Here is a 13,262-nt window from a genome sequence, read left to right as displayed (position 1 = left end):
GGCCACGACGGCGTGCCGCCCGCGCACCGCCATCGCTCCCTCGACGGAGAGGCCCCGACGATGACCGCAGCGACCCCCTCCCGGCCGGCGACGCCGCCCGTCCCGTCCCCGGCGGCGGCGCCCCGGCGCTCCGTCGGCCGCCGCATCGGGACCGGCCTGGCCGCCGCGCTGCTGGCCGGCCTGGCCGGCGGGCTCGCCGCCCGGGTCCTCATGCGCCTCGCGAACCTCGTCGTCGGCGGGGAGACCGGGTTCTCCGTCCCCGGGACCGCGATCATCGTCGTGCTCTTCGTGCTCTGCGCGATCCCCGGCGCCCTCACGGTCGCGCTCGGCGCCCGGCGCACCGGCGCGGTGCTGCTCGGGCTGGGCGCGGCGTTCCTCGCCTACCAGTGCGTCCTCGTCGGGGTCCAGGACCTCGGGTCCCACCACCTGAGCGGCCCGCAGACGGCGGCCGTGGTCGCGATCGCCCTGGGCTTCGCCGCGGCCGTCGTCGGCGAGGCGCTCCTGGCGTGGCGGTGGGCGACGCGCGCGGCCCGTCGCTAGCGCCCCATCCACCCGCCGTCGACGGCGAGCACCTGGCCGTGCACGTACGCCGCGGCGGGCGAGGCGAGGAACACCACCACGTTGCCGATGTCCTCCGGCGTGCCCCACCGCCCGGCGGGGATGCGCGCGGACAGCTGCTCCAGCCGCGCCGGGTCGGCCAGCAGCGCCTCGTTCATCTCCGTGGCCATGTAGCCGGGCGCGACGGCGTTGACCCGCACGCCGCGCGCGGCCCACTCGTTGGCCAGCGCCTTGGTCAGCTGCGCGACGCCGCCCTTGGACGCCGCGTACGCGGCGACGTTGAGCCCGCCCTGGAAGCTCAGCAGCGACGCGAGGTTCACGATCGCGCCCTCGCCGCGCTCCAGCATCGGCCGGCCGAACCGCTGCGCCAGCTGGAACACCACCCGCAGGTTCACGTCGAGCACGCGGTCCCACGCCTCCAGGGGGAACTCCGCGGCCGGGTACCGGTCCTGCACGCCGGCGTTGTTGACCAGCACGTCCACCCGCCGGCGGCCCAGCATCTCGTCCGCGGCGGCGTCCACCGCGTCCGCGTCGCCGAGGTCCACCGCCACGTGCTCGAGCGTGCGCCCGAGCCGCGCGGCGGCCTCGGCGAGCTCCTCGGGCACGTCGCGGCGGGCCAGCACGACGACGTCGGCCCCGGCCGCCAGCAGCGCCTCGGTGATGCCGGCGCCCAGGCCGCGGCCGCCGCCGGTGACGACGGCGGTGCGGCCCGCCAGCGAGAACGGCCCGGTCATCGGGCCGCCGCCGGCGAGCGGACCAGCACCTTGAGGTTGTCCTCGCCCGCCGCGGCGGACGCGAACGCGGCGGCCACCTCGTCGAGCGGGAACTCGGCGACCGGCAGCCGGTCGAGGCGAAGGGCGTCGGCCGCGACCAGCTCGACCGCCTCGGTGACGTCGGCGTGGGTGTACACCCGCACGCCCACCAGCGTCTGCTCCTTGAAGCAGACGGCCTGCAGGTCCAGCTCGGCGGGCTTCTTGTGCACCCCGACCACCACGACGCGGCCGAGCACGCGCGTCACCGCGGGCAGCTGCGCCGCGACGGCGGGGTGCCCGGCGGCGTCGAAGGCGACGTCGGCGCCCTCGCCGCCGGTCAGCGCGGCCAGGTGCTCGGCGGCGGTCACGCCGTCGGGCACGACGTCCAGGCCCAGGCCCTCGATCACCGAGCGGCGCCACGCGCGCGGCTCGGCGACGACGACGCGCGCGGCGCCGGCGTGCCGGGCCACCAGCGCGGTGAGCACGCCGATGGGCCCGCCGCCCAGCACCGCGACGGTGTCCCCCGCCGCCACGCCGCCCAGCCGCACGGCGTGCACGGCCACGGCCAGCGGCTCGACCAGCGCGGCCAGCCGCGCGGGCACGTGGTCGGGCACCACGTGCAGCACCGCGGCGGGCAGCGCCACGTACCGGGCGAGCGACCCGGGGGTGTCGATGCCGTAGAGCTTGAGGTCGCGGCACACGTGGGTGGCGCCGGAGCGGCAGGCGCGGCACTCGCCGCAGGAGATCAGCGGCTCGGCCACCACGCGGGCGCCCGCGGGCAGGCCGGTGGTGCCGGCGTCGGCGACGCGCCCGACGATCTCGTGCCCGGGCACCAGGCCCGCGGCGGCCCGCGGGTGGGTGCCGTGCAGGATCGACAGGTCGGTGCCGCAGATGCCGGTGTACTCGACCTCCACCAGCGCCCAGCCCGCCGGGACCTCGGGCACCGGCACGTCGCGCACGCCGATGCGGTCGGCGCCCTCCCACACGGCGGCGCGCATCGTGGCGGCCTCGCGCGCGGCGTCCGGCGTCGTCGTCGTGCTCATCGGTTGTCCTCCGTCACCAGGTTGGCCGACCCGCGGCCGGCGATCACGTCCACCGCGTTCTGCACCGTGCGCCGCTTGAGCTCGGCGTACGACTCCTCCGTGTACCAGGCCAGGTGCGGGGTGAGCACCACGTTCTCGAGCCGGGTCAGCGGGTGGCCGGTGGGCACCGGCTCCTGTTCGTGCACGTCGATGCCCGCGGCCCGCAGCCGGCCGCCCGCGAGCGCGGCGACCAGGGCGTCGGTGTCGACGACGCCGCCGCGGCTGGTGTTCACCAGCACGGCGGTGGGCTTGAGCAGCGCGAGCTCGCGCTCGCCCAGCAGGTGGTGGGTGGCGTCGGTCAGCGGGGTGTGCAGGGACAGCACGTCGGCGCGGCGCAGCACGTCCTCGAAGGAGGCCAGCGGCACGCCGTGCCACTCGGTGGCGCCCTCGGGCGCCATCACGTCGTGCCCGAGCACCTCGTAGCCCAGGCCGCGGGCCTTGGCCGCGGTGGCCTGCCCGATCCGGCCCAGCCCCAGCACGGCGAACGTGCTGCCGCGCACCTGGCCCACCGGCCGCACGGCCTCCAGCTCGAACCGCCCGGCGCGCACGCCGCGGTCCAGCCGGGCGATGCCGCGCGAGGCGGTGAGCGCCAGGGCGATCGCGTGGTCGGAGACGGCCTCGGTGCCGTAGTCGGGCACGTTGCACACCGCGACGCCGCGCGCGGCCGCGGCCGCGAGGTCCACGGAGTCCACCCCGACGCCGTACCGGCTGACCACGCGCAGCCGCGGCAGCCCGTCGAGCACCTCGGCGGTGATGTCCGCGTACTGCACCACGAGACCGTCGGCGTCGGCGGCGACCTCGAGCAGCTCGTCGCGGGTGCGCGCCTGCGCGAGCCGCAGCTCGACGCCCGCGGCGCGGGCGACGGCGATCTCCGCGTCGAACGCGTCGTGGTCGCAGTCGGTGATCACGACGACGGGGGCGCCTGCCGCCCCGGGCACCAGCACCTCGGCGCTCATCGGGCCAGCCACCCTCCGTCGACGGGCAGCACGACGCCGTGCACGTAGTCGGCCGCGGGCGAGGCGAGGAACACCACGGCGTCTGCCACGTCCTGCGGCGCGGCCCACCGGCCGGCGGGGATGCGCTCGAGGATCGCGGCGCTGCGCTCGTCGTCGGCGCGCAGCGCGGCGGTGTTGTCGGTGGCGACGTAGCCGGGGGCGACGGCGTTGACGTTGACGCCGCCGGCGGCCCACTCGTTGGCCAGCGCCTTGGTGAGCCCGGCGATGCCGTGCTTGGCGGCGGTGTAGCCGGGCACGTTGATGCCGCCCTGGAAGCTGAGCATCGAGGCGGTGTTGACGATCTTGCCGCGGCCGCGGGCCAGCATGGCGCGGCCGACCTCGCGCGAGAGCACCCACTGGGCGCGCAGGTTGATCTCCAGCACGGCGTCGAAGTCGGCGTCGGGGTGCTCGGCGGCCGGCGCGCGGCGGATGGTGCCGCCGTTGTTCACCAGCACGTCCACCTCGCGCCCGGCGAGCTCGGCGGCGAGCGCGGCGACGGCGTCGCGGTCGGACAGGTCGCAGGCGATGGGTTCGAACCGGCGCCCGGCGGCCTCGACGGCGGCACGGGCGGCGGAGTCGCCGTCGGGCATCGTGGCCGAGACGCCGACGACGTCGGCGCCGGCGCGGGCCAGCGCCGCGGCGATCGCCAGGCCGATGCCGCGGCTGGCGCCGGTGACGACGGCGGTGCGGCCGGCAAGGCCGAACCGCTCGGACAGGTAGGGATCAGACGTGCGCATGGCGAGGGTCGTTCCTCCGTCGCCGGCGCACGTCGTGGTGCGGCCGGCTGGTCAGCGATGTGGGGTGTAGCCGAGCGACCGGGAGATCGCCTCGGCGGTGGCGATGGCGTCGGGCGCCATCGCCACGAGGTCGTCGCGGCTGTGCTCCACCGCGAGGGACGAGATGCTCACGCCGTACTTGGCGCGGCCGGTGTGGTCGCGCACCGGCGCGGCCACGCAGACCACGCCCGGCGCGTTCTCCCCCTGGTCGAGGGTGAAGCCGCGCTCGCGCGCCTCGCGCAGCTCGGCCAGCAGCGCCTCGACGTCGGTGAGCGTGTACTCCGTGCGGGCCGGCAGCCCGGTGCGCGCGGCGTAGCGGCGCACCGCGTCGTCGGACTGGTCGGCGAGGATGCTCTTGCCGATCCCCGAGGAGTGCATGGGGATGGCGTGCCCCACCCGCGACGGCATCCGGTACGGCTTGTCGGAGTCCGAGCGGATCAGGTAGATCACCTCGTCGCCGTTGGCCGCGCCCACGTGCACCGTGCAGTGCACGCGGCCCACCAGCTCGTCCACGAACGGCTGGGCGATCGCGGAGATGTCGATGTTCTCCAGCGCCCGGCCGGCCAGGGACAGCAGGGTGGGGCCCGGCTGGTAGCGGTGCCCGACCAGCACGAGGAACTCGTGGTCGATGAGCGTGGTGAGGATGCGGTGCGCCGTGGCCTTCGCCAGCCCGGTGGCCGCGACGACGTCGGAGAACCGCTCGTGCCGCAGCGCCGCCTCGAGCACGATCAGGGTCTTCTCGCTGGCGTTCGCCGTGCCGCGCGCCGGCGAGATCGCGCTCGTGTCCGTGGCCATTCCGCTCCCACCTCGTGCTCATCGCGGCCGCCCTACCGCATCGCGGTCACGGGGAAGCCGTCCATGTCGTCGAACGTCTGATTCTCTCCGGCCATGGCCCAGACGAACGAGTAGGCGGCGGTTCCCACGCCGGAGTGCACCGACCAGCTCGGCGAGATGACCGCCTCCTTGTCCGCGACCACCAGGTGCCGGGTCTCGTCCGGGCGGCCCATCAGGTGCACCACCCGGGCGTCGGCCGGCAGGTCGAAGTACAGGTAGCACTCCGTGCGCCGGTCGTGGGTGTGCGCCGGCAGGGTGTTCCACATGCTGCCCGGGTGCAGCGTGGTCACGCCCATGACGATCTGGCAGCTCTTGACGCCGTCCGCGTGGATGTACTGGTTGAGCGTGCGGCGGTTGGAGGTGAGCTGGTCGCCCAGCTCGCGCACCGTGCCCTCGCCCGGGCGCACCAGCGTGGTCGGGTACGCGGCGTGCGCCGGCGCGCTGAACAGGTAGAACGCGGCGGGCTCGGCGGCGTCGTCGGACGTGAACACCACGTCGCGCGCCCCGCGGCCCACGTACAGGCACGCGCCGTGGGCGAGCTCGTGCTTCTCGCCGTCGACGTTCACGGTGCCGGCCGCGCCGACGTTGACCACGCCGAGCTCGCGGTGCTCGCAGAAGTACTGCGAGCGGATCTCGTCGTAGGTGGGCAGCGGCAGCGGGTCCGACGTCGGCACCGCGCCGCCCAGCACGACCCGGTCGTGGTGGGTGTAGACGGCGTTGACCTGGCCGGGCACGAACAGGTCGGTCACGAGGAACCGCTCGCGCAGCTCGTCGGTGGTCATGGTGCGCACGTGCTCGGGGCTGGTCGCGTAGCGCTGTTCCATGGACGCTCCTTCGGGGGTGGGGGCGGTGGCCCGCGCGGGGCGGGGGCGGGCCACCGCGGCCGGTGGCGACTGTGCAGGTGGTGGCCCGTCAGGCGAGGCCGGTGAGCCTCGGCAGCCACATGGTCAGGTCGGGCACGAACACGATGAGGAAGAGCATCGCGATGAGCACCAGGAAGAACGGCATGAGCCACTTGATGACCGGCTCGAGCCGCGCGCCGGCGACCTGCGCGCCGACGAACAGGACCGGCGCCGACGGCGGCGAGATCACCGCGATCGACAGGTTGAACACGAGCATGATCCCGAAGTGCACCGGGTCGATGCCGTAGGAGACGGCGATCGGCAGGAAGATCGGCGTGAAGATCAGGATCGCCGGGGTGGCGTCCAGCGGGATGCCGATGATCAGCAGCAGCAGCATCATCAGCAGCAGCACGACGACCTTGTTGTCGGTCCAGCCGAACAGCGACTCGGCCAGCAGCTGCGGCATGCGCGTGAAGCTCATGACCCAGGACATGATCGACGACACGGCGATCAGGAAGATGACCACCGAGCTGGTGCGGCACGCCTGGTAGAGGATGCCGGGCAGGTCCTTGAGGCCGAAGCCGCGGTAGACCGCCGAGAGGACCAGCGCGTACACCACGGCGATGCACGAGCCCTCGGTGGGCGTGAACCAGCCGGCCACGATGCCGCCGATGACCAGCAGGATCATCGCCAGGCTCGGCAGCGCCTGCACCACGGTGGCGGCCGTCTGGCGCCAGGTGACCTCGCGCCGCACGGTCAGCTCGGGGTGCTTGCGGGCGTAGAGCCACACGACGACGGAGCAGGCCGCGGCCCACAGCAGGCCCGGCACGTAGCCGGCCATGAACAGCGCCCCGATGGAGGTGCCGCCGCTGGCCAGCGCGTACACGATCAGCGTGTTGGACGGCGGGATGAGCATGCCGGCCGGGGCCGAGGCGACGTTGGTCGCGGCGGCGAAGGCCCGGTCGTAGCCCTCCTTGCGCTGCATCGGCGCCATCGTGGAGCCGACGGCCGCCGCCGCGGCGACGGCGGAGCCGCTGACCGCGCCGAACAGCACGTTGGCCGCGACGTTGGTCTGCGCCAGCGGGGCGGGTGCCCGGCCGACCACGACCTTGGCGAGGTTGATCAGCCGGGCGGCGATGCCGCCGTTGTTCATGATCACGCCGGCCAGCACGAAGAACGGGATGGCCAGCAGGGCGAACGAGTCGACCCCGCTGAACATGCGCTGGGCGGAGGTGAGCGCGCCGCGCTCGGTGCCGAGCACCAGCAGCATGCTCACCGCGGACGGCAGGCCGATCGAGATGCTGACCGGCGCGCCGAGGGCGAGCAGGATCACCATGCCGCCGATGAGGATCGCGGCGATGAGCTCGGGCGAGGTCATACCTCCACCTCCTCCTCGGGGTCGATGTCGGGGATGCCCGCCCAGGACGGCGTGAGCGTCTTGGCCAGGTGGTAGAGCAGGTACAGGCCCATGAGCACGCCGGCCACGGGCACGGCCAGGTAGAGCTGGCCGGCCGTGAGCGGCAGCACGGGGTGGGTCTGGTGCCAGGCCATGGACGCCTGGTGCCAGCCGCCCCACACCATGACGACCAGCACGAACGCGATCGTGGCGAGGTAGGCCAGGGACTCGGTGACCCGCTGGCCCGCGACGGGCAGCTTGCGCACCAGGAAGTCCATGACCACGTCGGCCTTCTCCCCCGTGGCGATGGAGATGCCGATGAGGCTCAGCCAGATGAAGACGTTCTTGGCCGCCTCCTCGGTCCACACGTTGGGGTTGTCGAGGACGAGCCGGGTGAACACCTGCCACGTGACCAGCACGACGAGCAGCGCGAACAGGGTCACGCAGATCGCCCGCAGGACGCCGTCGAGGACGGCCTTGACTCGGGACATGCCGGGACTCTCTTCAGGGAAGGGCGCGCGTCAGTCCGCGGCCATGATGGCGTCGTAGACCTTGCGCTGGGTCTCGGAGGTGACCAGCTGCTCGTGCAGCGGCAGCACCGCCTCGCGGAACGCGTCGACGTCCACCTCGGTGAACGTGGCGCCGGCCGCCTCGGCCTCGGCGGTGGCCTTCTCGACCGCCTCGCCGAACAGCGTCAGCTCGGTGTCGACCGAGTCGGCGACCAGGTCCACCAGCGCCTGGCGGGACTCGTCGTCCATCGACTCCAGCACCGTGGGGTTGACGATGAGGAAGTCCGGCATCATCAGGTGCTGGGTCTTGGAGTAGTTCGGGGCGACCTCGTCGTGCGCCATCGAGGAGTAGACGAGCTCGTTGTTCTCGGCGCCGTCGAGCACGCCGGACTGGATGGCGGTGTAGACCTCGCCCTGGTCCATGGGGGTGCCGACGCCGCCCATGAGCTCCATCATCTTGACGTTCGTGTCCGAGCCGATGACGCGGATCTTCTGGCCCGCGAGGTCGGCCGGCGTCTTGACGGGGCCGTCGGTGGTGTACACGTTGCGCACGCCGCCGTGGTACGCGGCGAGGATGCCGATGTTGTCGCCCTCGAGGGAGTCGAAGAGCTCGCCGGTGATGCTCTCGTCGTTGAGCACGGTCATCTGCTGCTCGGCCGAGGTGTACAGGTAGGGCAGGTTCACCACGGAGAAGTCGGGGTTGAACGACTCCAGCAGGGAGCCGGCCACCACGGCCATCTCGATGGTGCCGCTCTGGACCTGCTCGATGGTGTCGGCCTGCGCGCCCAGCAGCTCGTCCGGGTAGACCTCGACGGAGTACTTGCCGTCGGTGGCCTCGGAGAGCTTCTCCCCCAGCTCGGTGAGCGCCTGCGCCTGCGGGTGCTCGGCGTTCTGGTTGAACGCGATCTTGAACGTGGTGGCGGCCTCGCCGCCACCGCCGCCGCCCTCGCCGCCGGCGGTGGCCTCGCCGCTGCTGCACGCGGCGAGCGTGAGGGCCGAGACGCTGGCCAGCGCCAGCAGGGACAGGGTGCTGCGTCGCTTCATGAGTGACTCCTCGTCGAGTGGCTCTGCGCGGCGGACGTCGTCGTCGGAGGTCCGGGCAACGGTGCCGGTGTGTTCCGCCGCACGGACCTTAGTTCCGTCTGGAGGAACTTGTCCAGCGCGGCGCGGGTCACGATTCGGTCGCGGGGAGACCGGCGCCTCCGGGACTTCACTCCCCTAGGCACGCGAACGCCGCCTCGGCCCCCGCGGGACCGAGGCGGCGTTCGTGCGCGTAGTGGTCGAGCTTGGTGCGCGGCGCCTACGCCCTGCGCGGTGATGCACTCGGGATGAAGTTACGGAGGTACTGCCTCAGCGCCGGGTCGACGACGTAGACGAAGGTTCCACGCATGCCCCTCGTCATCAGCACCGAGTAGATGTTGGTGACGAACTCCAGCAGATCGTCGTCGCTGTACGTGATGCCTAGCTGAGGGTTGTTCTGCATCCCCTTCGCGTCGTGGTACGACGACCGATCGAAGTACAGTCGCTTGGCCTGGGGGTCGTACCGGAGGTCCTCTCCGATGATCACGCCGGCATAGTTGAGGTCGTAGCCCTGCACCGTGTGGATGGACCCGACCTCGTTCACCGAAGTGGCGCTGTTGATCCAGTCCTTCGTCGTGCGATTCCACACCATCCGGACACCGTCGAGCTCGATGTCGAACGCGTCGCGGCTGGTCTTGCTCTTCCACTCAAATGCGTAGCCGGCGACGAGCCGGGAGAGCCCGTACTCCGCCTCGCGTGCAGCGATCGCATCCCGCATTGCCGCGAGGTTGTCGAACATCTGGAACTCGTAGCCAGCGAACCGCTGCGGCCGAGGATCCTTGCCAGCGAGCACCCGTCGCACGTAGTCGATGTAGTCCTGACCGGCGATGACACGCATCTGCGACGACAACGGGTAGAGCCGCTTGGAGCTCCGAGCCTCCTCGGCGAGAGCCTCCAGGGCGTCGCTGGGCAGGTCCGCAGGCCTGACGCGCTGAGCCGAGTCCAGCAGGAAGATCTGGTGCCTGCTCTTGGCGCGGATCCAGTCGAGCTGCGTCTTCGAGCGGTCATCCTGGCCGAACAGCCGCTGATTGATGAGGGGAAACTTCCCGTTCAGCACTCCTGACGCAAGGCTCGCACGCTGGTTGAGCCTGTGGGTCTCATCGACGATGAGGAGATCGAAATCTTCGTCGCTCTCGCCGACCTCGAACGGAGTGAGCACCATCTTCTGGCTCAAGCCGGGGGTGCGGCGGAAGACCCCCTGGATCGACGTTCGGAGCGACTGCTGCGGGACCACCAGGGCCACCTTGAAATCTCTGAGCAGCTCCGGATAGCCCTGCGCGAAGAACTCCCCGAACATCGTCTCGGTGTTGATCGCCTCGCTCACGTCCGCGAGCTCGATGTCGCGGAGCAGCTTCATCAAGTAGATGCCGACGATGGTCTTGCCGGTCCCCGGGTCGCCCTGGACGACGATCGTGCTCTCACGGCCCTGGTCGAGGTCTTGGAAGAGACCCTCAAGGATGTCCTCGACGGCGATCGCCTGGTCATGATTGAGCGCCTTGAACGGCGAGAGCTTGAAGAGGTCGCTGTTCTCGATCTCGGGGATCGTGCGGGTGAACAGCCCTTCGGACCGAAGTTCCTCGAACACCTCGCGAAAGACATCTTGGTACTTCGCGCGATCGAAGTAGTCCGCGTCGACGATGCCGAAATTCCGGTTCAAGACCTGGAGGCGCCCATCGCCGGCGAACCACCTGATCAAGTGGGACTCGAGGTCCAGGCACGCGGACTTGTTGGCCGAATCGTCGATGACGATCCGGATGCGCTGGAGGTGCCCCTTGTCAGGAGAGTCCAGGTGCTGTCGCATGCGCGCGACCGCGTTCAGCGTCTCACCGACGTACACGTCCCGGTCACCATCGATCGCGTAGACGACCGGCCAGTTCGTGAGGCGCGCGTCGCTCCGCTTCGCGCTGACTGCGCTGGCCTCGAACGGGAGCCGCTCGACCCTAAAGCGCGTCATACTTCGTGCTCCGCCCGCGGGCCTTTTCGACGGGGTACTTCTTCGCGGTGACGGCGAGCTTGTCGAGGACGATCTGGTCGACGTCCATGCCCAGCTTGTCAGCCAGCAGGATGCAGTAGGTCAGCACGTCCGCGAGCTCGGACCTGACCTCGTCGGCGGTGAAGTCGGGGCCCCACTGGAAGCACTCCAGGAGCTCGGCCGCCTCGATCGAGATGCTCTTCGCCAAGTTCTCGGGCGAGTGGAACCGGCCCCAGTCGCGTTCGGCGACGAAGGCTCTCAGTGCCTGAAGTACAGCGGCGTCGGGCATGGCCTGGAACGTAGCACGGCCGGCCGGACCGGATCCCGAGCCAGCCCAGCCGCCATCGACGAGTAGACCGCACAGGACGCCGCTCTCGCTGTCGGGTACAGGTACGGCCGCCGCCTACGGTACTTGGGACCTCAGCGACGGCAGGAAGCCTGGGCGCGCCACCGACAGCGCCCTCTCAGGAGAGCACTCTGGGCACCCGCCGAATATGTACCGGGTACCCGCCGGTGGGCGTCGCGCTTTCGCGACGACGCCCGCCTGGCCACCCGGGATGGTGGCGCACAGAAGGGGCTGCCCTAGGCGGTGCAGCTTGTGACGAACTAGAACAAGCACGACCTCACAGTTTGCTGGCCGACTTCTTACGGGTCGCGTCCACTACCGCCGTCTTGAGGTCAAATCCGCTCTCTTGCCTTGCGTCCTTCGTCGCCGCCCGGAGCATCTCAACCTTCCGCAGCTCCGAGCCGCTGTCGTAGAAGCGCACGGCGAGGTACCAGCCCCTCCCACATCCGTCACTTTCGATGTAGGAGACCAGTTGCTTGGTTAGCCCGTCGATCAGCTTATTGCTGCTGACTCTCTTAACCTCCAGCAGGACCCGCTGGGCGGCACTCGTCGAGATGACGAAGTCGACAGGGCCTCGCCCCAGTTCAACCTCCCGGTCGAGCATCACTCCGTTCGCGGCGCATTGCGCCTGCACGATCCCCTTAAATAGGAGTTGAATCGAAGTTTCCCGCTTGGGCTTGCCGTTGTCATCGTTCCACAAAAGTCTCCAGCCGCCCTGCAACTCAACGAACTGGCGGAAGTAATCTATGATCTTCCCAATGAAGACGTCGAGCGAATCAGCGTCAGTGACGGCATATGAGATCGGATTGTCAGCGACGAACTTCTGAGCCATGCGAAGCCAGTTGTGAAGACCCGCCGGGTCGCGATCGACCTTGTAAGGGTAGGACGGCTGGTCCTCGCGCTTCTCCGTCCACTCTCGAACCTTCTCGGCGTGACTCCTCGCCAGGTCAATTATCAACTTCTTGTCGACACTGAGGCTGATGTCGAGGTTTACGTCAGCACGTAGGTCGTGCTCAGCGAAGTGCCACCAGTCCCGGGCATTGAGGGTTGGCAGTTCACGCAGGAACCGCTTCGGCGTGAGGATCACCGGCCGGCCGGTGATCTTGTTCACGGGCAACCAGTGGGTTCGAGGGACACGGCGGCGTCGAATGGGATCGAGCGCCGCGCTTGCCACCTCCACCTCCTGCATCTCAATCCCAAGATTGATGCACACGTCTTGCGTGTACTTAATGAACCGGTGCTTAAGAATGTTGCAAGTGATGTCGGAAATCCTGTCCCGGCCGATACCCGGCACAAGGAGCCCCAGCTCCTCGAAGTGCGACATGTCCTCAAGGCCTCGCGCGATGGCCTCTGCCATTGCAGCAACAATCAACCGGGCGAACCCTGACGCCGTGCCAGCGCCATCCTGACCCTCAGCTACAAAGCCGAGGCCGAATTCCTTCGGCTCTGGAAAGGTCATAACCGTCTCGGTGCGCCTGTAGCGCTGATCGTGAGGCTTGTCCCACGCAGGGGCGAGCAGTTCGAACGCAGCTTGGAAATATCCGATGAGTTCGTCATGCGCGTCCGCCCAAACACCTGAGGACTCTTCGTAAATGAGGAACGGGTCGACGAAAAGCTGCGTATCAGTGTCAAGAACGGGATCAAACCAGTCGAATGAGGACTGATACTTAACACCCACAGATTCACTGAAGTACATCAATGCACCCTTTGCGCTTCGTTGCTTGGTGAACCCGACCGTGCCACAGGCACCCTATTGGTTGCCTCGGTACGCGAGCCAGCGTTCGCGCCGCGTGGGACATTGACTTCACCCGCACGGTGCCCTCCGACGCAGCCGGGGCCGGATCAGGGGGACGGGTGACGCCTCACGCTCGTCCGCGGGCCATGCAGCCTGCTTCGGGCGCGCCCGAACCACCCGCGACCTGAACGGGGTTATCAGCGGCCCTTGGGCGTGAAGCTTGGCTCACCCACCTACCACTCATTGGGGCTAGCGGTGGCGGCGCTAGAGTCGCCGCTACCGACGTTGACAGTTGACCAACTCGGACCTCTCCACGACTCATCGTGGCGCCCTGCGCCTGATCTCGAGCAAGAACCAATGCCCGTTGACTCGTTCGGCGTTCTTC

Annotated in this window: 13 protein-coding genes; 1 reads left to right on the top strand and 12 read right to left on the bottom strand. The window is 70.0% G+C overall.

From position 1 onward, the window contains the following. Positions 1 to 60 precede the first annotated feature (60 nt). A complete protein-coding gene (locus GSF02_RS02440) occupies positions 61 to 540 on the top strand; it encodes a hypothetical protein (protein ID WP_159792362.1) in 480 nt (159 codons plus the stop codon). Here the strand turns inward: GSF02_RS02440 and GSF02_RS02435 are convergent. The 12 genes from GSF02_RS02435 to GSF02_RS02380 form a co-directional block, all read right to left on the bottom strand. Then, positions 537 to 1,292 (bottom strand): glucose 1-dehydrogenase, encoded by a 756-nt coding sequence (locus GSF02_RS02435; protein WP_159792360.1) that lies wholly within the window; start codon positions 1,290 to 1,292, stop codon positions 537 to 539. The two genes, GSF02_RS02440 and GSF02_RS02435, sit on opposite strands and share 4 nt — an antisense overlap. Beyond that, entirely contained in the window at positions 1,289 to 2,353 is a 1,065-nt protein-coding gene (locus GSF02_RS02430; protein WP_201308738.1) for a zinc-dependent alcohol dehydrogenase, read from the bottom strand. The genes GSF02_RS02435 and GSF02_RS02430 overlap by 4 nt, the downstream gene beginning before the upstream one ends. Continuing rightward, positions 2,350 to 3,348 (bottom strand): C-terminal binding protein, encoded by a 999-nt coding sequence (locus GSF02_RS02425; protein WP_159792358.1) that lies wholly within the window; start codon positions 3,346 to 3,348, stop codon positions 2,350 to 2,352. The genes GSF02_RS02430 and GSF02_RS02425 overlap by 4 nt, the downstream gene beginning before the upstream one ends. Further along, entirely contained in the window at positions 3,345 to 4,124 is a 780-nt protein-coding gene (locus tag GSF02_RS02420) for an SDR family oxidoreductase (protein WP_159792356.1), read from the bottom strand. The genes GSF02_RS02425 and GSF02_RS02420 overlap by 4 nt, the downstream gene beginning before the upstream one ends. Before the next feature lie 51 nt (positions 4,125 to 4,175). Beyond that, a complete protein-coding gene (locus GSF02_RS02415) occupies positions 4,176 to 4,958 on the bottom strand; it encodes an IclR family transcriptional regulator (RefSeq protein WP_159792354.1) in 783 nt (260 codons plus the stop codon). A 32-nt stretch (positions 4,959 to 4,990) separates the two neighbouring features. Continuing rightward, a complete protein-coding gene (kduI, locus tag GSF02_RS02410) occupies positions 4,991 to 5,821 on the bottom strand; it encodes a 5-dehydro-4-deoxy-D-glucuronate isomerase (RefSeq protein WP_159792352.1) in 831 nt (276 codons plus the stop codon). Between the two features lie 88 nt (positions 5,822 to 5,909). Then, a complete protein-coding gene (locus tag GSF02_RS02405) occupies positions 5,910 to 7,217 on the bottom strand; it encodes a TRAP transporter large permease (protein ID WP_159792350.1) in 1,308 nt (435 codons plus the stop codon). Continuing rightward, positions 7,214 to 7,726, bottom strand: a complete 513-nt coding sequence (locus GSF02_RS02400; protein ID WP_159792348.1) for a TRAP transporter small permease — start codon at positions 7,724 to 7,726, stop codon at positions 7,214 to 7,216. Before GSF02_RS02400 ends, GSF02_RS02405 begins: the two co-directional genes overlap by 4 nt. 30 nt (positions 7,727 to 7,756) lie before the next feature. After that, positions 7,757 to 8,788: a TRAP transporter substrate-binding protein gene (locus GSF02_RS02395; RefSeq protein WP_159792346.1), complete on the bottom strand. Its 1,032-nt coding sequence runs from the start codon at positions 8,786 to 8,788 to the stop codon at positions 7,757 to 7,759. 256 nt (positions 8,789 to 9,044) lie between these two features. Further along, complete coding sequence (locus GSF02_RS02390) at positions 9,045 to 10,778, bottom strand: DUF2075 domain-containing protein (RefSeq protein WP_159792344.1); 1,734 nt, start codon at positions 10,776 to 10,778, stop codon at positions 9,045 to 9,047. Next, entirely contained in the window at positions 10,765 to 11,085 is a 321-nt protein-coding gene (locus GSF02_RS02385) for a nucleotide pyrophosphohydrolase (RefSeq protein ID WP_159792342.1), read from the bottom strand. The genes GSF02_RS02390 and GSF02_RS02385 overlap by 14 nt, the downstream gene beginning before the upstream one ends. A gap of 334 nt (positions 11,086 to 11,419) precedes the next feature. Beyond that, complete coding sequence (locus GSF02_RS02380; protein WP_159792340.1) at positions 11,420 to 12,838, bottom strand: hypothetical protein; 1,419 nt, start codon at positions 12,836 to 12,838, stop codon at positions 11,420 to 11,422. Positions 12,839 to 13,262: the final 424 nt, after the last annotated feature.

This window comes from Puerhibacterium puerhi, from assembly GCF_009846865.1.
Lineage (GTDB): Bacteria > Actinomycetota > Actinomycetes > Actinomycetales > Cellulomonadaceae > Puerhibacterium > Puerhibacterium puerhi.
Note: the sequence above shows the minus strand (reverse complement) of the source record. Positions and strands in the feature narration are given on the sequence as shown.